The organism is Acinetobacter sp. YH12140, assembly GCF_013418475.1.
GTDB classification, from domain to species: Bacteria; Pseudomonadota; Gammaproteobacteria; order Pseudomonadales; family Moraxellaceae; genus Acinetobacter; species Acinetobacter amyesii.
The window spans coordinates 15274-34234 of sequence record NZ_VPBZ01000010.1; the positions used below are offsets into that span (position 1 = coordinate 15274).

Genomic DNA, 18961 nt, shown 5'->3' on the forward strand with positions numbered 1-18961 from the left:
TTTATTAATGTTCTTTTTTAATATCACCAACTGAAAAATAATGATTTGATTTACATTTTGAAATTTTATTATTTGTTATTCTTTATCCAATTATAATAATTGGATCTAGTATGATTAGCCCTACTTTTTTACATGAACTCTCAGAAGAACAGCTAAAAAAACTTTCTCAAGACGATATTCAAAAGATTCACCAAGCAGAACAACTCTATTGGAATCATAAACCGCATACCAAATATTATGCGGCTTTTAATGGTTCAAAAAACAAAAAAAGGTGGGTTAGTTCGAGCATCTAATCATGCTTATAAGGTCAACGGAATCTCTTTAGCTTTGGTTGGTGATGAAGCTATATATTTAGATGGTTCGACAGCAAAAATTATCTCCGGCGCAGAATTTCTTCTAAATGTTGATGGCAGGGCCGCAGCACTTATCGGATCATTATTAGAAAATGGCGATGAAATTAACCTTCATTACAAATGTTAATCCTGATGATCTGGTATTTAGAAGTTCAAATCTTGGTCTATCTCGAAAGACGACTTATAGAACAAGCTATTTAAAATTAGATTCAGGATGGACTTTTTATGAAACAGACTTATATATAATAAATTTAAAGAAACATTAGCACTGAAACAGGCCATGCAATTGATTTAATGAAATATGCAGCTGAATCCTTAATAAATATTCCTGATGGATATACTAGGATGGTTGCCAACGAGCAAGATGTTAAAGGGCTCTTAATTCTTTCAGGGATATCAAAAAATGAAAAAATTAATTACGGGCTTCTTATTTATTTTCATTATCTTAACTCAGGCTTCGTGTACTCAAAAAACGGTTTTTTTTACGTCTGAATTCAGTGGTTATGTGTATGATAATAAAACCAAGTTACCTCTAAAAAACAAATTAGGATATATTGGCGTAAATGGTATTCTTTCAGATCCTGATACTAAATTAGATGCGAATGGAAAATTCTTTATTCCTGCTAAAACTGAAAAATACTATTTAAAGAAACCTCCAGTAGATTATGCTAATAGTACAGGAGATTTATTTTTTTCATTCCCTAATTATCAAACAAAAAGAATTGAATATGTTGACCTCTATGTAGATCAAGTTCCCGAAGATAGGGCAGGCTTTGACCATCTTAATAAAATTGATGTGGGAATTATCTACTTAGATCCTGAATAAATAGATAGTCGTTTGATTCTAGACAAAATAATGGGCACATATTCCCTCTAAAGATAAAGTAAGATTAACTTTAGAGATGTAAAAATAGTTAAACTCTGGAGTCTAAAAATATACAACAAGCTAATTATTATGCGCTTTCAAACTCACACGACTCTGTAGTTTCAATCGCCCAGAAATTAGGTGTAGGGTATTCAACCTTAGATAAATGGATTCTCAAAGCTAATCCAGTTGGTTCAAGCAAACGTCAACTTTCACCAGAACAACAGCGTATTCTAGACTTAGAAAAAGACGTCAAGCAGCTCAGGGAAGCTAATGCTTTCTTGTTTGAATATATCGAAATTTACTACAATCGAATCAGAAGGCATTCTGCAATTGGCAAGTTAAATCCTGAAGCCTTTGAACAGAAATATTTTAAGAATTTAGAGGGATCTGTTGTCCACGATACTGTCTAGGATTATTTCTTAGCTTTAAAACTCATGTCTTAACCTTAAACTCTGTATCGAGAAAAGTTTGATGAAGCATTTTTTTATTTTCTTAACCTTATTTTTTATATTTGGTAGTACTGCTTGCTCGTCTGAGAAAATTAGTTTGAATCAGCATGAAGTTAAAGAAGCTCAAAAAAAAGAATCAATTTCAACGCTGTCTAAAGAAGATACAGCTATAATAAATGATTATAAAAATACTATTAATAAACTTAATCTGAGAGATAAAGAAAACGCAGATAAAGTAATGAAAGATAGTTTGTCTGAAATAAAAAAGATCACGAATGATCAAGAACGACAAAAGATTGAAATGCAAATCTACTTAGCAACAGGCATGTATGAAGAGGCTTATAATCTTAATCATAAAATGTTAAAGGACTCTTTCAGTCAGGAACTTTTAGTGACTCAGTGTGAGTTAAGCTATTATGCTAAAAGATCGAAAGATGAATATGAAAAATGTTATTCCGATTTAGCATTGATTTTAAAAGAAGAATTAAGAAAAGTATCAAAAAATGACCCTCAGTATATTTATGGTGAGTGGGGCTATTTGCTATCAATGTATAAATCTGGGAACGTTGAATATAAAAATAAAATAAAAAAATTTATTGATTCGATTCAAGATGAAACGGTGAAATATCAATTCGAAAGTTCTTATGAATTAGCTGAAGAGCAAATGAGTAGTTATGACAGTAATTAAAGTAAATTGTAATTACTTTTTTATTGAATCCAACTACCTTGTCTATAGTTGATTTTAAGCACAGTCTCAACTTTTTATTGAGGCTCTATTCCAAAAACACTGATTTTTCAAAGTGCCTGAATTGCATAGCATAGAACCAATTCTTCAGCGAGTTTCGCCATGATTTGGTTCGTCATCACAGTTTTTGCAATCGCAGGTTTAATTAAAGGCACGATTGGGTTAGGCCTGCCTGCGGTATCGATGGGCTTACTCACCATGGTGATCAGTCCATTTCAGGCAGCCACGTTATTGATCATTCCATCCATGGTCACCAACTTTTGGCAACTATTTGCCGAAGGGCAGGTGCTGCGCCTCATTCAACGCTTTTGGCCCTTGTTACTTGGGATTATCGTCGGTTCAATTTGGAGTATTTTTCCAACTTTAGGACATGCTGAATTTAAAAGTGAAGCATTACTGGGGGGCATGTTGGCACTATATGGATTGTATGGGCTTTGTGCCAAAAGCTTGCCGAACTTTGCACCACATGAAAAATGGCTATCTCCAATGATCGGTTATTTGGGAGGGGCGCTGACTGTTGCGACCGGTGTGGTGGTGATCCCTGTGGTGCCATATTTGCAAGGTTTGCAGCTCAAACGTGATGACCTCGTACAGTCACTCGGTTTAGCCTTTACCACATCAACCATTTGTTTGGCAGTGTTCTTACAGCAAAATCCAGTGGAAGATCTCCCGATTGATTATGCCATGTCAGCCATAGCACTGATTCCAGCGCTCATTGGGATGTGGGCAGGGAAAAAAATTCGTTACCGCATTCCAGAACAAAAATTCCGTAAGGTGTTTTTTATCGGGTTGATTGCCCTCGGTGGCTATATGATGCTGCACCAGTTTGGTGTGATTTAAAGCCTAGACTTGGCCATCTAAAGTAGATTTTTGTGATAGTAGAAACTGACTGAAATGCTGATAATTTAAGGGTAAATCATCAAAATTACGCGCGGTGAGGAGCAGTTTTCGATTGGCCCATTCACCACTGAGCTCAACTTGTGCAAAGGCATACAAACTGAGTAATCGTTGGGCCGCACGTTTTGGCATGATGGCAATGCCCACACCATTCGCCACCACTTGGGCGATCGCGGCAAAGTTCGGCAAACGCAGCCGATACTGAATTTCACAGCCGAATAATTTGGCTTGAGCCTCGATCGATTGTTGCAAGGAATGATATTGCATTAAACCGACAAAGGGATAATTCAAAATCTCTGCGGGTTTGACGCTAGGTGTCGAGGCCAATTCATGAGTTAGAGGACAAATTAGCACCAAAGGATCATTTGCAAACTCAAGTGTTTGTAACTTTTCGGATTTAAAGAAACCCGAAATTAGACCTAGTTGTGCATTGCCTTGCTCTATCGCTGCAATGATGTCTTTAGACTCGGCTTCATGCAGCTCAATTTGTGTGTTGGGATTTTCCAGCAAATAGCGCGGTAGCAAAACTGGTAAATATTCACTTTGTGCAGATGAATTACACCATAAGGTCATATTGGAACTTAGCCCATGGGCAAAGGGCAGCATAGCGTGTTCTAATTGTTGCCCCTCACCTAGGATGCGCTGCGCATGTTCAACCAAGGTTTGACCGGCAAGAGTCAGTTTGACCCCTTTGGCTTGGCGAGTGAACAGGGCTGTGCGGTAATGCTGTTCGAGTTTTTTAATCCGTTCACTGGCTGCTTGTAGCGAGATGGCAGAACGAGCAGCGCCTTTGGTCAGACTGCCGCTGTCTACAATGTGCAGTACCAATTGAAGGTCGAACAAATCCAGTCGCATATGGTGTATTCCTTAGCTAATGCCTTATCTTACCGAAAGAGCAGCTATAAAAAAAAGCGACCTTTCGGCCGCTTTTCAAATGAATGTTGTATTTTTTTTAAATGCTTTGGAGGCTTATTCTGATTTATCGCCCAAGCTAAAGAACCAGTTCAAAATCAGCGCTGCAAATGTAGCAGTACCAATACCGCCTAAGTTGAAGTTACCGAATTGAAGTGCAAAGTCACCTGTACCTAAAATAATCGTGACTGCTGCCACCATCAGGTTTTTATTTTTTGAGAAATCGACTTTGTTTTCAATCCAAATTTTCGCACCTGCAATGGTAATTAGACCAAATACAACAATCGATGCACCTGTCAAAATGGCTTGCGGAATGGTATGAATAATCGCACCAAACTTTGGAGAAAGACCAAGGAAGATGGCGAATACACCTGCAAATACAAACACGATGGTCGAGTAAACACGCGTTACTGCCATCACACCAATATTTTCGCCATAAGTGGTCATACCCGGACCGCCGACACCGCCTGAAAGTGTGGTTGCAACACCATCTGCAACGAAGGCTTTACCAATGTGCGGATCCAGATTTTCACCTGTCATCGCGCCCACAGCTTTAATGTGACCTAAGTTTTCAGCCACCAAAATCAAAGCAATCGGTGCAATGATCAGCATGGCATTGAAATCAAAAACAGGCGAATGGAATTGAGGAACACCAAACCAAGCGGCTTCTTGTACTGGAATGAAGTTGATTGGTGTGCCATGACCCATGACATTGGAAATGATGTAATACACCAAGTAAGCGAGTAGAAGGCCAACTAAGAGTAATAGACGTTGTAATAAACCTTTGGTGAACACAGCAATTGAACCCATACATAGTACGGTTACTAAAGCCATCCACATATTAAAGTTATTACCGGCAACCCCTTTAATGGTCACTGGGGCAAGGTTGAGACCAATGATCATCACCACTGCACCTGTAACGACAGGCGGCATGAGTTTTTCAATCCAACGGGTACCCGTTGCCATCACGATAAAACCAAAAATGGCATATAAAATACCGCAGGCCATAATCCCGCCAGCAGCCAATGCGATATTGGCATTTGCTGCGCCAGTACCTGACGCTGCATAACCTGTTGCGGCAATGACCACACCAATAAAGGCAAAACTAGAGCCTAAATAACTTGGTACACGACCACCTGTCATAAAGAAGAACAGGATGGTACAGATCCCCGACATTAAAATCGCAAGGTTGGCATCAAAGCCCATCAAAAATGGCGCAAGGACAGTTGCACCAAACATTGCAAAGGCATGTTGTATCCCCAATACAACACTTTGCACCGGAGGTAGGTACTCATTTGTACCTACAGGACGTGCATCAATATTGCCTTCGTACGGGCGCCATTTGGGAAACCAATTGGACATAAAATGAGCACTCAATAGATAAATTGTGCACATCATACTCTTGTTTTTTAGAAGATTTAATCTCTTTTAAAAATATTTTGTTCAAACTAATTACATGACTTTACATGTAAATTTACCAAATGGTAAAAGTTTTAAGGGTGTAAAAAAGGCATTAAATCATGCAATTAATCAAATAGGATAAGAGCTAATTCTTCATAAATTTTTCTTATTTTATATATTCCAAAATAAATTAAAACCAATATGACTGGTCAAAAAAAAAGCACACAGTTCTGTGTGCTTTTTGAAAACTTGGAAGATTTAGCCAGTGTTACGCAAACCTGCCGCAATACCCGCGATGCTAACCATCAACGCATGGTCGACTGGGGTATTTTCAGCTTGACGCTCGGCAAGGTATGCACGGCGGCGTTTCATCAGTTCGGCTTGTAGTAAATGTAGCGGCAATAAATAAGGCTTACGCACCTTCATGGATTGGTCGAGCACATCGTTACTGCTGAGTAATTTCGATTCACCTTTGAGTGCTAATAGCGTTTGTACCGCATCACGTAAACGCTGACGTAACTCTTCACCCAACTGTTTGAGGTCTGAGTCATCCGTCAGATGAGACTCATAATACAGCGCCACATGACCATCAGCCTTAGACAAGACCATTTCCAACATATCAATTAACGTTTGGAAATACGGCCATTGCTCTAACATTTCTTCGAGTGTCTGCTTTTGACCTTGATCAATCACTTGATTAATCGCAGCACCAGTACCTAGCCAAGCAGGAAGCATCAAACGGATTTGCGTCCATGCGAACACCCACGGAATCGCACGTAATGACTCAATCCCACCGCTAACTTTACGTTTGGCTGGGCGTGAGCCGAGCGGTAACATTTGTAGTTCCAGTTCTGGCGTTACAGTCCGTAGGTATTTTACAAAATGCGGATTTTCACGCACGGTTTGACGATACACCTGTACCGACAGATCCGTCATGCTGTGCATGAGCTGACGCCATTCCTGTTTCGGTTCAGGCGGTGGCAATAAGGTCGCTTCTAAGGTCGCAGCGGTGTAAATTTCTAAGTTTTGTAAGGCAATACCTTCTAATCCAAACTTGAAGCGAATCATTTCCCCTTGTTCTGTGACACGAATCGCTCCTGAAATCGAACCTGGTGGCTGTGAAAACAGCGCTTGCTGTGTCGGCGCACCACCACGGCTGATTGAACCGCCACGGCCATGGAATAATGTCAGTTGTACATCATGTTTTTTCGCAACCGCGGTTAATTCTTCCTGCGCACGATACTGTGCCCAGTTTGCCGACATAAAGCCCGCATCTTTGGCAGAGTCTGAATAGCCAATCATCACCTCATGTTTACCCTGAATATGCTGCTTATACCAATGCATATTGAATAGGGTATTCATGGTACGGGCTGCACCATCCAAATCTTTTAAGGTTTCAAACAGTGGAACGACACGTAGCGCTTGTTTGATGCCGGCTTCTTTTTGCAGTAACAATACGGCCAAGACATCACTCGGATGTTCTGCCATGGAAATAATATAAGCCCCTAAACTTTCAGGTGGCTGTTCTGCCAAAGTGCGCATGGTCGCAAAGACTTCTTGTACATCTGGATGTTCAATCAGGCTTTGTTTCGGCTCATTTAAAAACTTCGGTAGCAGTGGACGTTTGCTTTGGAGTTCCTGAATCAAGAAGTTTTGACGGGCTTGCTCCGTCCATGTTTCAAAATTGCCTAAACCTAAATATTCGGTAATGGCAGAAATCGCTTGGCGATGACGTGTGGATTCCTGACGAATATCTAATTTGAGTAATTCGATACCGAAACAATTCACCCGATGAATAAAGTCGAGTAACTGACCATTGGCAATTTCAGGTAAACCGCTGTCAATCAGTGAACGGTAGCAAACCAACAGTGGATCGAGCAGCTCATGGCGACTTTTAATGACTTGGCTATCGTCAGCATCTTCACCACGGAGTTTTAGTGCCAACCAGTGACGAGTGGCTTTGAGGCGTTCACGTGCATCACGCAGGTATTCACGATAGGGTTCAGGGTGGAAATGACCCAAGGCGTCACTGAGTTCTTTACTGCATTCTTGAATAGAGAGTTCCCAACGCAGGTCTTCGATATCGCGTAAATACAGGTCGGCAGCTTTCCAACGTGAAAGCCAAAGCACTTCTTGAGTAATGTTATGGGTGACGTTTGGGTTACCATCACGGTCACCGCCCATCCATGACGCAAAGCGCACAGGGGCAACATTTAAAGGTAAAGTCTTGCCACAATGATCTTGGACCATGCCATCCAATTCACGCATGAATTTGGGTACAGCATTCCACAAGGTCTGTTCAATGGTCGTGAAGCCCCATTTGGCTTCGTCGACAGGCGTCGGGCGATGTTGACGAATTTCATCCGTTTGCCATGCCGAGCAAATCAGTTGTTTTAAATCATCCAGTACGGCTTTGCGTTCGCGTGGCGTAAGTTTTTGTTGATCCATTTTAAACAGGCAATCATTAATACCATCATATTTTTGGATCAAGGTACGACGGCTGACTTCGGTTGGATGTGCAGTCAGTACCAATTCAATTTTTAATTCACAAATTTGTTGGAACAGTTGTTCTGCACTGATGTTATTGCTTTTAAATTTTTCAAATAAATGATCGAGTGGATTCGGTGAGGGTGCTTGCTCATCGAACTCACTTTGGCGACGGCTGCGCACCACATTGTATTGTTCGGCAATATTGGCAAAGTTGAGAAAGTGCGTAAATGCACGGGTCAGTGGCAGAATTTCTTCATCTTTTAAATTTAAAAATAATTGTTCTAACTGTTTTTCAGCTTCAACTTGTCCATCGCGCGCGCCTTTAGATAAGGCACGAATTTGCTCTACCTGATTAAACAAATCTTGTCCTGCATGCTGCTTTAGGGTTTCACCCAATAAATTGCCCAGTAAGCGCACATCTTCACGTAATGGAGCATCAATTTGTTGAATCATTTGTTATTTCTCCGCGTATTCCTGCCTCGACTATACCCTGAAAGTGCCGTGGCAAAAGGGGGTACAGACAAAAGTCGGATGACTTTTATGAGTAAATGAGCAATAGCTATGCCATATGTTTCAGTTTAGCGTTGAAATATTTCAGAAAATGCTTAGGTTTGTGTGCTGAGTTGATATTTCAGCATAAAGATGTCGATGGCAGAGTGAATAATGGCCTGCCGTTCTGCTGCTTCAGGTACTGGGCGCATGCCCAATAAGACTTCTTGATGACGTAGGCCCATCAGTAGCGACACAATCAGTTCAGTTTGTCGGGCAGGGTTATCCTGCTGAATGAAATTTAAAGCCGCTGCGTCTTGAAAGAAATTCTCCCAGACTTGGCGCATTTTCAAATGTGAGGCGCGGAAAAACTGTTCGACCAAAGGACTGTGTTCAGCTGCCAATTCCAAAAGTAATAAATCCAGTTTAATGGCTTCTGGCAAATTCATGATGTTCAGCCCCAACTCACAAATTTCAACGAAAGCCTGCATAAAATGACTTTCGCTGTGCAGGTGTCGCGGGCGAGTATTTAAAATATATTCACAGGTATCTTCAATTGCACTGGTAAATAAGGTGGCTTTGTCCTGAAAATGGTTATAGACCGTCAGTTTGGTGACCGCTGCATGTTGGGCAATCTGATTCATGCTGCAACCGTGATAGCCCATTTCTAAAAATAATTGTTTTGCAGACTCTAAAATCCGTTGTCGTTTTTCTAAGTCTTTCGGGCGGCCGACATTCATTTGCTGAAAAAATTCCAAAAAAGGCGAAAAGGTCATTGATTTCGGATAATTAATCTAATTAATGTACCGCATGGTTTATTAATTAAAAAATAACCAAATTAATTGAATAATATTCTGCCCTAAAAAAGACTTTTTATTAAGAGCGAACTTCATGAGTACGATTAAGACCACAGTTGTCAGCATGATTATCGTTTGCAGTGTGACCTTATGGGGATGCAGCAAGGATAAAGCCCAAACGGAACAGGAAGTGCCATTTGTGATGGTGACTCAGCCGGGTGCCACACATTTTGAACAGAAAAGTTATGCGGGTGATGTACAAGCACGCCAGCAAACGGCTTTGGCGTTTCGGGTTGGCGGTCAAATCACTGAGCGCTATGTCGATGTTGGAGACCAAGTCCGAGTCGGGCAAGTCTTGGCAAAATTAGACGTCAAAGATGCACAGTTGCAACTGAATGCAGCACAAGCACAGCTTGAAAGTGCGCGTTCCGCTGCACAAATTGCTGAAGATGAATTAAAACGCTTTAAGCAATTATTGCCAGTCAATGCCGTGAGTCGTTCACAGTACGATGCGGTAGAAAACCAATATAAAGCAGCACAGTCGAACTTAAAGCAAGCCCAATCAAATTATGATGTGAGTCGTAATCAGACCGGTTATAACCAATTAATTGCCAATAAAACTGGGGTCATTACTGAGCGCAATATTGAGATTGGTCAAGTGATTGCAGCAGGACAACCGGCATTTCAATTGGCGATAGCAGGTGAACGTGAAGTGGTCATTGGTGTGCCTGAGCAAGCGGTTGCTGAAATTAAAACAGGGCAGGATGCATGGGTCACCTTGTGGTCGAAACCACAGGAAAAATTTGCAGGCTATGTGCGTGAAATTAGTCCTGCTGCCGATCAGTCTCGCACATATAGTGTTAAAGTGGCATTGCGTGAAGGCAATAGCGCCATTCAACTGGGGCAAAGTGCACGGGTATTTTTAACCAAAGCACAGCAGAATGTTTTGCATGTGCCGTTATCGAGTGTGTCTGCGAGTGGTCAGCAGGCGTATGTGATGGTGGTCAATGCGGACAATACGGTACATAAAGTTCCAGTAAGTTTAGGCGAATATGGACGTGATAGCGTGCCCGTACTCAGTGGTCTGCAAGCAGGGGATTTTGTGGTGGTTGGCGGCGTGCATTTGCTCCGCGAAAAACAAAAAATACAACCTGTTGATCGTGAAAATCGAGCGGTACACATTCAGGCAGGAGTTAAATAATGAATTTTAACTTGTCTGAGTGGGCACTGAAAAATAAAGGCTTAATCCTTTATTTTATGATTCTGCTGGGCATCGTTGGGATATTTTCTTATTCCAAATTGTCGCAGAGTGAAGACCCGCCATTTACCTTTAAAGTCATGGTGATTCAAACCTATTGGCCTGGTGCAACAGCCAAAGAAGTTTCGTTACAAGTCACCGATCGAATTGAAAAAGAACTGATGACCACGGGGCAGTATGAACGCATCATGGCGTATTCACGTCCGGGTGAATCCATGGTGACCTTTGTGGCCAAGGACAGTTTACGTTCGCAGCAAGTCCCCGATGTTTGGTACACCGTGCGTAAAAAGGTCAATGATATTCGCCATCAATTACCATCTGGGGTGCAAGGTCCTTTCTTTAATGATGAGTTTGGTGACACCTTCGGTAATATCTATGTCCTGACCGGCAAAGACTTTGACTATGCCACCATGAAGGAATATGCCGACCGTTTACAGCTCCAGTTACAACGGGTCAAAGACGTTGCGAAAGTGGATTTGATTGGTCTGCAAGATCAAAAAGTTTGGATTGAAATTTCCAACACTAAAGCCACCCAAATGGGCATACCTGTGACCGCGATTCAACAAGCCTTGCAGCAGCAAAACACAGTTGCCAGTGCCGGATTTTTTGAAACCAATTCAGACCGGATTCAAGTGCGTGTCAGCGGCAATTTACAAAACATTGATGAACTGCGTCAGATGCCTTTATTGGTGAATGGTCGAACGATTCAATTGGGTGATGTGGCAGATGTACATCGTGGCTTTAGTGATCCACCACAGCCTCGTATGCGTTTTATGGGTGAAAATGGTTTAGGCATTGCCGTGTCGATGCGTAAAGGTGGCGACATTCTGGCTTTGGGTAAAAACCTTGAAACAGAATTTGCCCGCTTGCAAAAAACCTTGCCCTTGGGCATGGAACTAAAAAAAGTATCGGATCAGCCTGTAGCCGTGAAGCGCAGCGTCAATGAGTTTATGAAAGTCCTCGCTGAGGCGGTGATTATCGTCCTATTGGTGAGCTTCTTCTCCTTGGGTTTCCGTACAGGATTGGTTGTGGCATTTTCCATTCCCTTAGTCTTGGCCATGACTTTTGCTGGCATGCAGATGTTTGATGTCGGTTTGCACAAGATTTCTTTGGGAGCATTGATTCTCGCACTCGGTTTATTGGTGGATGATGCGATTATTGCTGTCGAAATGATGGCGATCAAAATGGAGCAGGGCTATAGCCGGTTACAAGCCGCTGGACATGCATGGCGGACGACTGCATTTCCAATGCTAACAGGCACGCTAATTACGGCTGCAGGATTTTTGCCGATTGCCACAGCCGCATCGAGCACAGGCGAATATACCCGCTCGATTTTCCAAGTGGTCACCATTGCATTGGTGGTGTCATGGTTTGCAGCAGTACTGTTTGTTCCCTATCTGGGGGATAAATTACTACCCGACTTCAACAAAGATTTGGTACAAAAAGCCCCATGGTATCAGCGCCTGTGGGCACGTTTGCGCAAACAACCTGAACCTCAGCCGATGGTGCATCATGCCGGGGAACATCACGATCCTTATCAGTCTCCGTTTTATCAACGTTTCCGTGGTTGGGTCGACACTTGTGTGACCTATCGTAAGACGGTGATTGCAGCGACAGTTGGCATCTTTGTGTTATCGATTTTAATGTTTAAAACTGTACCACAGCAGTTCTTCCCACCGTCAAACCGTGCTGAAATTTTAGTGGATTTAAAGCTCGAGGAAGGTGCATCTCTGAAAGCCACAGAAGCGGCCGTAAAAAAAGTCGAAGCGTTCTTGTCGAAAAAACAAGGCATTGATAATTTTGTGGCTTATGTGGGGACAGGTTCACCGCGGTTTTATTTACCTCTAGATCAGCAGTTACCTCAAGCCAGTTTTGCTCAGTTTGTGGTATTGGCTTCATCTTTAGATGATCGCAATGAAATTCGTCAGTCATTAGCAGAAGAAATCCGTAAGCTTTTACCTGAAGTACGTACACGGGTTTCACTTTTAGAAAATGGGCCACCTGTAGGTTATCCATTGCAGTTCCGCGTGTCGGGTGAAGATCTAAGCTTAGTGCGTGAGTGGGCACAACGTGTGTCTGCAAAAGTCAGTGAAAACCCGAACACCACCAATGTGCATTTGGATTGGGGTGAGCCAAGCAAAGTTATTAAACTGGACATCGACCAAGATCGCGCACGTCAAATGGGAGTTTCCAGCTTAGATCTGTCCAATTTCCTGAATAGTTCAATCAGTGGTGCGGTGATTAATCAGTATCGTGAGAAACGAGAGCTGATTGAAATTCGGATGCGTGGTGATCAAGCGGAGCGATTGGATGTCGGTTCTCTCAGCAGTTTGGCTGTACCGACCAGCAATGGTGGTTCAGTGCCATTGGCGCAGATTGCGAAAATTGAGTATAGCTTTGAAGAAGGTTTGATTTGGCATCGTAACCGTTTACCGACCATTACTGTGCGCGCGGATATTCGCAGTAAATTGCAACCTGCAACGGTGGTGGGTGAGTTAAAAGATTCATTTGATCAGTTACGTGCAGAGATGCCGAATGGATATCTCCTCGAAGTAGGCGGTACTGTGGAAGAGTCAGCACGTGGTCAAACTTCTGTAAATGCGGGCATGCCATTATTCCTCGCAGTTGTCATGACCTTATTGATGATTCAACTACGTAGCATGTCACGGGCGATGATCGTATTTTTAACTGCACCTTTGGGCATTATTGGCGTGGTGTTATTCCTGTTATTGTTCAATAAACCCTTTGGTTTTGTGGCAATGCTCGGCACGATTGCACTGTCAGGAATGATTATGCGCAATTCACTGATTTTGATTGATCAGATTGAACAAGATATTCAGTCTGGGGAGTCGGCTTGGGATGCGATTATCAATGCAACTGTGCGTCGTTGCCGTCCAATTGTGTTGACTGCATTGGCTGCTGTATTGGCGATGATTCCACTTTCTCGCAGTATTTTCTTCGGTCCAATGGCCGTGGCGATTATGGGTGGATTGATCGTGGCGACCCTGCTGACCTTGTTCTTTTTACCTGCGTTATATGCACAGTGGTTTAAAGTGAAAAAAACTCAGCAGAATCCTTAAAAGTGTCATAATATTGGGTGCGAAATATTGAATTTTTCTCTATAGTAGCACCTGATCTACAAAGACATTTTTAAAAAGTAAAACAACCACAAGTGCAGCGCGGCATATTGTGGTGTACGGGGTTGAATCACAGATGACAGCAGAGAGTTTAGCTAAGTATCGCCGTTATATTGCGATTTCTTATGTCTTCATGTTTTTCGCTTTATTTACCCTGATTAGTGGTGTATTTGCCTACGGCTTTGCACGCAAAGTCACTCAAATCGATTCTGCAGAAGTTTGGCTACAAGCCCAAGCGCTTTGGGTCATGCGCACCGTCGTGATTTATTCCATGATGGCCATTTTTGCCGCACTGTGGTTTATTCCTTTATTTTTCTATTATTGGGACACCTATCTTTGGGTGACTGCATGCACGGTAATTGGTGTGGTCTTTGCTGCGATTGCCTTTTTGTATCTATTAAATGCATGGATCCAAGGTCTATCCAAATTCGTTAAAAATAAGGCTGTTTTCTAAGTCGATTTATTTTTTTCCTGCCTACCCCTTGAAAAAATGGTTTGATTCCCCAATTTCAGACCACAGTTAAGTATTAAATTAAATTCCGTGAGGAGCATCGCCAGACATGGCTAAACGTGATTATTATGAGGTTTTAGGTGTATCTAAAACCGCAAGTGATGATGAAATTAAAAAAGCCTACCGTAAGTTGGCGATGAAGTATCACCCTGACCGTAATCCAGATAACCCAGAAGCTGAAGAAAAATTCAAAGAAGCTGCAGAAGCATATGAAGTTTTATCGGACAGCGAAAAACGTAGTATGTATGACCGTATGGGACATCAAGCTTTTGAAGGCGGCATGGGCGGCGGCGGTGGCTTCGGTGGCGGTTTTAGCGCAGAAGATATCTTTAGTCAGTTTGGTGACATATTCGGTGGCGCATTTGGCGGTGGTGGCCGTGGTGGTCAGCAACGTGCACGCCGTGGTTCAGACTTACGCTATGTTATGGAGCTTACCCTTGAGGAAGCTGTGAAGGGCGTGAAAAAAACCATTACCTTTACTGCGCCAGCGCCATGTGATGTCTGTAATGGTAAAGGATCTAAAAATCCAAACGACGTCGAAACGTGTAAAACTTGTCATGGTGCAGGTCAAGTGCGTATGCAACAGGGCTTCTTCTCTGTGCAGCAAACCTGTAGCACCTGTCGTGGTCAAGGTAAAATTATTAAGAACCCATGTAATAAATGTCATGGTTCAGGGGTTTCTGACCGTCAGCAAACTTTAGAAGTGACCATTCCTGCAGGTGTGGACAATGGCGACCGCGTACGTTTAAGTGGCAAAGGTGAGGCGATCCGTGATGGCCAAGCAGGCGACTTATATGTAGAAGTGGTGGTACGTGAACACGAAATCTTCCAACGTGATGGCGCTGACTTATATATGGATGTGCCTGTAAGCATTGCAGATGCTGCATTGGGTAAAGAAATTCAAATTCCGACTCTCGATGGTCGTGTGAGCTTGAAAGTGCCTGAAGGAACTCAAACTGGCAAATTATTCCGCTTACGTGGTAAAGGTGTGAAACCTGTACGTACCAGCATGACTGGTGACTTACTCTGCCGTATCGTGGTGGAAACGCCAGTGAATTTAACGGCTCGTCAACGTGAATTGTTGAAAGAGTTACAAGACACGATGGATGGCGATGACAATAAATCATCTCCGAAGAAAAAATCATTCTTCGACCGTTTATTTGATTAATTGACTTGATTGATTCAATTGGCTTGAGTTCGCTGTGATGTGAACTCAGCTATAAAAAAGCCTGCATAATTGCAGGCTTTTTTATTGAGCATCTTAAGGTTTCGGCTGTGCATTAGGCGGTAATAAACTTTCATAGCTCATGTCGAGCCTATAGATATTTTTAAGACGCTGTAGCTGATGACGTGCTTCAGCCTCACGACCATTAAATGCCAATAAACGTGCATATTTAATGATGTGGTATTTCGCTGGGTAGCTGCGAACCAATTTTTCAGTATCCTGAATGATTTGTTCAGAAACGATGGAATATGGATTTAAACGAATAATCGCTACCCGATGTCTAAATTCCGTGAGTAAATAGATCGGCTCATGATTGGTGATTTTCTCCGGCGTTTTTTCATATTTTGATGCCTGACCCAGCTGAATTGCTGCATTGGCATAATCACGATAAATCACCGTAATCAGCACGGTGCCAATCACGAAAATAATGCGGATAAACCACGGAGACAGACTCAATGTAGCCGTCTGTGGCTTCGCTGCTTGAAGAATCCCGATAATAAAACCCGCAGGTAGTAAGAAATATGCGTAGTTTTGCGGAAACTCCAACATGGCATGAATAACGAAGACACCGACCATCAATAGGCCAATCACAGATAATGCAGACTTGGCTAACTTCTGTAATTGGATGCCCCAATAAGCGAAATAGGCCAAGAACGGCACACCAATAATGGCGCCATTCCACAATAAGAAATCCAAAATAAAATTGTGTGAGCTACGAATCCAAACAGGCCCTTGCACCGTGTCAGAGATCGAGACAAAAGCACTACTGGTTTGATGCCAACCATAGCCAAACCAAGGCTGTGCAGCTACGGCATGCGCCATTTGTTGCCAAATGGCTAAACGAGACATATCTCCACCAGCACGTTCGGCTACGTCACGACTTTCTTGAATATTCATGTCGGATATTTGGCTCATGATTTGACTTAATTTTGGCATCAATACAATCAGTGCCACAAAGCCGATAAACCAGGCCAAGCTGTAAAACCAGCGAAGACGGATATAATCTTTGTACTGTGCATAAGCCAAATAGACTAGGACACAGATACTTGCCACCCAAGAGGTGCGAGATTGGCTGAGCGCGACCCCAATTAAAATAGGAATTGCACAAGCGACCAAATAGCGGGTTTTAACTTTTTGCTGTTCATAAACATATAAGCAGGCTAACAAGGACATGAGCAGAAACGTGGCCATGTTATTTGGCTGAGCAAAGTTTGCAAATGGGCGCGTAGTTCCACTAATTTTCATCACAAAAGGAAGAAACGAGTCGAAATCTAACCACTGACATATTGCGATGAGTCCCGTCATGACCCCAGATGCAACAAAGGTATAGCTTAGGTATAGGAAGGTTTTTTCGCGTTTTTCCGTACCTTGCGAGAGACTAAAACCAAGATTGATACACAGCCAGAAGCTGAACACAAACAGCATACAGAGCAAGGCAATACTAAAATAATACACCTGCCCAAAAGCCAATTGGACGAAGGGAATCAGCGCTAAGAGCAACAGGGGCAAGGAAATTTTTGCCACCATGAGCTTTTCTTTAAAGAACGTTGCCGCTAAGGCAAACAGGGCAAAGAAGGTATAAAGCTCACCGGTATACGTGGCCCAAGGTCGGTAATGAATCGGAATCAGCCATGCCAGTGCAATACAGACTGCCGCACAAAGATACAATAGGGTTTTCATGAATATTCAAGATCAATAGAACGCGCCTATCATACCGTGAAAATGCCCAAACTTGGTGAGGGAATAGTCAGCGTCTGTCGAAGAGCTTGATTTGCAAAAGTCCTTCGGAAAATGCAGGATTTTTTTGTTTGTAACTTAGCCTGCGCATGGAGTTTTGATATAGTAAGACCAATTTCGAATCAACATTAGGAAAATGTTATGTCAGCAGCTCCACGTATTGGTATCTTGGGCGCAGGCGGTCGTATGGGACGCATCTTAATTCAGGCGGTTCAGCAAGCTGGTTATCAATTAGCTGCTGCGGTAGAACGTCCTGAAAGTAGCTTGGTCGGTGCGGATGCCGGTGAACTTGCAGGGATTGGCGCGGTTGGCGTAAAGGTTGTCGGTAACCTAGCTGAGGTTTTAAAAGATTGTGATGTCGTAATCGATTTTACTGCACCTGCAGCAACAGCACAGCATCTTAAACTTTGCCGTGAAGCAGGCGTTGCGATTGTCATTGGTACCACAGGTATGAATGATGAGCAAAAAGCATATCTCGATGAAACAGCAACAGAAACCCCTGTGGTCTATGCAGCGAACTATTCTGTCGGTGTAAACGTTTCAATCAAACTTCTTGAATTGGCATCAAAAGTGTTTGGCGATACTGTAGATATTGAAGTAATTGAAGCCCATCATCGCCATAAAGTTGATGCACCATCAGGTACAGCGCTGATGTGGGGTGAAGCCATTGCCGGTGCTTTAGGACGTGACTTAAAACAAGATGCTGTGTATTGCCGTGAAGGTCATACGGGTCCACGTGAACGTCAAACCATTGGCTTCCAAACGATTCGTGGTGGTGACATTGTCGGTGAACATACTGCGATGTTTATTGCGGATGGTGAACGTGTTGAAATTACCCATAAAGCGACCAATCGTATGAACTTTGCCTCTGGTGCAGTACGTGCAGCTGCATGGGTAGTTGGTCGTGAAGCACGTAAGTACGATATGAAAGATGTACTGGGTTTTAACGATATTGACGTATAAAAGCGCGTTAAAATCCGTTATAACAACAGCATAAAATTAAAATAAGACGATCAATGGAATGAAAAAAGTCATCTTTATGGCCTGTGCTGTCGCATTCACTGCGGCAGTACAAGCGAAAACTATGGATAATGCCAAACTCACGATTAATAAAAATAATATTAAGGTTTGGACCTATCAAAATGCTCAAAATCCTGTCTTTCAATACAAAGCTGAAACCAGTTTTGATGTGTCCATCGAAAAAGCGGTTTCCCTGATTTTAGATGTGGAAAATGCAGTGAATTGGGTCCCTTATATGGGCAGTGTCAAAGTCTTATCCCGTGATGACCAAAAAGGTGAATTCAGTTTATATATGGTGTTGGATTTTCCTTTTCCCTTGAAAGACCGTGATTTAGTGGTACAAGGCAAAATGCGTAAAGATGCACAAGGCATCATTAGCATCCAAAATAAAGCGGTGAAAAAAGGTTATCCGATCAATCCCAATTATGTACGCCTAACCGACTATGAGGGCGATTGGACCTTCCAGCGTTTAGGCAATCAAAAAGTCAAAGTGTCGACCTATGGCTACGCCAATCCGGAAGGTTCTATTCCGCTCAGTTTCGTGAATATGTTTGTGCAGCAACAGCCTTATCAAATGCTACAAAAAATGAAAGTGCAGTTGGGTAAAAGCAAAACTGTTGCAACCTTTCCCGAAATTTTAAAATAAGCCTTAGCAATGATTTAGTTCAATAT

Annotated in this window: 16 protein-coding genes; 11 read left to right on the forward strand and 5 right to left on the reverse strand. The window is 42.5% G+C overall.

Translation table 11 applies throughout. The features are described from left to right. Positions 1 to 249: 249 nt before the first annotated feature. The 5 genes from FTU75_RS18525 to FTU75_RS14815 all read left to right on the forward strand — a co-directional run bounded on the left by FTU75_RS18525 (position 250) and on the right by FTU75_RS14815 (position 3255). Positions 250 to 480: a PAAR domain-containing protein gene (locus tag FTU75_RS18525; RefSeq protein ID WP_257223800.1), complete on the forward strand. Its 231-nt coding sequence runs from the start codon at positions 250 to 252 to the stop codon at positions 478 to 480. A gap of 276 nt (positions 481 to 756) precedes the next feature. After that, complete coding sequence (locus FTU75_RS14795; RefSeq protein WP_180116229.1) at positions 757 to 1179, forward strand: hypothetical protein; 423 nt, start codon at positions 757 to 759, stop codon at positions 1177 to 1179. 95 nt (positions 1180 to 1274) lie between these two features. Beyond that, positions 1275 to 1631 carry an IS3 family transposase gene (locus FTU75_RS18530; RefSeq protein WP_257223811.1) on the forward strand — a complete coding sequence of 119 codons (357 nt, stop codon included), beginning with the start codon at positions 1275 to 1277 and terminating at the stop codon, positions 1629 to 1631. A 61-nt stretch (positions 1632 to 1692) separates the two neighbouring features. Further along, a complete protein-coding gene (locus tag FTU75_RS14810; RefSeq protein ID WP_180116234.1) occupies positions 1693 to 2358 on the forward strand; it encodes a hypothetical protein in 666 nt (221 codons plus the stop codon). Between the two features lie 159 nt (positions 2359 to 2517). Continuing rightward, positions 2518 to 3255 (forward strand): sulfite exporter TauE/SafE family protein, encoded by a 738-nt coding sequence (locus FTU75_RS14815; protein WP_180116236.1) that lies wholly within the window; start codon positions 2518 to 2520, stop codon positions 3253 to 3255. A 3-nt stretch (positions 3256 to 3258) separates the two neighbouring features. Here the strand turns inward: FTU75_RS14815 and FTU75_RS14820 are convergent, their stop codons facing one another. The 4 genes from FTU75_RS14820 to FTU75_RS14835 all read right to left on the reverse strand — a co-directional run bounded on the left by FTU75_RS14820 (position 3259) and on the right by FTU75_RS14835 (position 9344). Beyond that, positions 3259 to 4167 (reverse strand): LysR family transcriptional regulator, encoded by a 909-nt coding sequence (locus FTU75_RS14820; RefSeq protein ID WP_180116238.1) that lies wholly within the window; start codon positions 4165 to 4167, stop codon positions 3259 to 3261. 114 nt (positions 4168 to 4281) lie between these two features. After that, the gene (locus tag FTU75_RS14825; protein ID WP_180116240.1) at positions 4282 to 5586 is read right to left on the reverse strand and encodes a solute carrier family 23 protein; all 1305 of its coding nucleotides are present in this window, start codon (positions 5584 to 5586) and stop codon (positions 4282 to 4284) included. Between the two features lie 297 nt (positions 5587 to 5883). Then, on the reverse strand, positions 5884 to 8568 hold the full coding sequence (gene ppc / locus FTU75_RS14830) for a phosphoenolpyruvate carboxylase (RefSeq protein ID WP_180116242.1): 2685 nt from the start codon (positions 8566 to 8568) through the stop codon (positions 5884 to 5886). A gap of 152 nt (positions 8569 to 8720) precedes the next feature. Then, the gene (locus FTU75_RS14835) at positions 8721 to 9344 is read right to left on the reverse strand and encodes a TetR/AcrR family transcriptional regulator (protein ID WP_180116245.1); all 624 of its coding nucleotides are present in this window, start codon (positions 9342 to 9344) and stop codon (positions 8721 to 8723) included. Between the two features lie 151 nt (positions 9345 to 9495). Between FTU75_RS14835 and FTU75_RS14840 the strand changes: the two genes are divergently transcribed. The 4 genes from FTU75_RS14840 (at position 9496) to dnaJ (ending at position 15475) form a co-directional block, all read left to right on the forward strand. Continuing rightward, the gene (locus FTU75_RS14840; protein ID WP_180116247.1) at positions 9496 to 10602 is read left to right on the forward strand and encodes an efflux RND transporter periplasmic adaptor subunit; all 1107 of its coding nucleotides are present in this window, start codon (positions 9496 to 9498) and stop codon (positions 10600 to 10602) included. Next, a complete protein-coding gene (locus FTU75_RS14845) occupies positions 10602 to 13739 on the forward strand; it encodes an efflux RND transporter permease subunit (RefSeq protein ID WP_078194106.1) in 3138 nt (1045 codons plus the stop codon). Before FTU75_RS14840 ends, FTU75_RS14845 begins: the two co-directional genes overlap by 1 nt. Positions 13740 to 13872: 133 nt before the next feature. Continuing rightward, positions 13873 to 14250 carry a hypothetical protein gene (locus FTU75_RS14850; RefSeq protein ID WP_180116249.1) on the forward strand — a complete coding sequence of 126 codons (378 nt, stop codon included), beginning with the start codon at positions 13873 to 13875 and terminating at the stop codon, positions 14248 to 14250. A gap of 106 nt (positions 14251 to 14356) precedes the next feature. Then, complete coding sequence (dnaJ, locus tag FTU75_RS14855) at positions 14357 to 15475, forward strand: molecular chaperone DnaJ (protein ID WP_180116250.1); 1119 nt, start codon at positions 14357 to 14359, stop codon at positions 15473 to 15475. 93 nt (positions 15476 to 15568) lie between these two features. On the opposite strand, the gene FTU75_RS14860 is transcribed toward dnaJ, so the two are convergent. Continuing rightward, entirely contained in the window at positions 15569 to 17212 is a 1644-nt protein-coding gene (locus FTU75_RS14860; RefSeq protein WP_180116252.1) for a PglL family O-oligosaccharyltransferase, read from the reverse strand. A gap of 198 nt (positions 17213 to 17410) precedes the next feature. On the opposite strand from FTU75_RS14860, the gene dapB reads away from it, so the two are divergent. Both dapB and FTU75_RS14870 read left to right on the forward strand, forming a co-directional pair. Further along, positions 17411 to 18232: a 4-hydroxy-tetrahydrodipicolinate reductase gene (gene dapB / locus FTU75_RS14865; protein WP_078194102.1), complete on the forward strand. Its 822-nt coding sequence runs from the start codon at positions 17411 to 17413 to the stop codon at positions 18230 to 18232. Between the two features lie 58 nt (positions 18233 to 18290). After that, positions 18291 to 18935, forward strand: a complete 645-nt coding sequence (locus FTU75_RS14870; RefSeq protein ID WP_180116254.1) for an START domain-containing protein — start codon at positions 18291 to 18293, stop codon at positions 18933 to 18935. Positions 18936 to 18961: the final 26 nt, after the last annotated feature.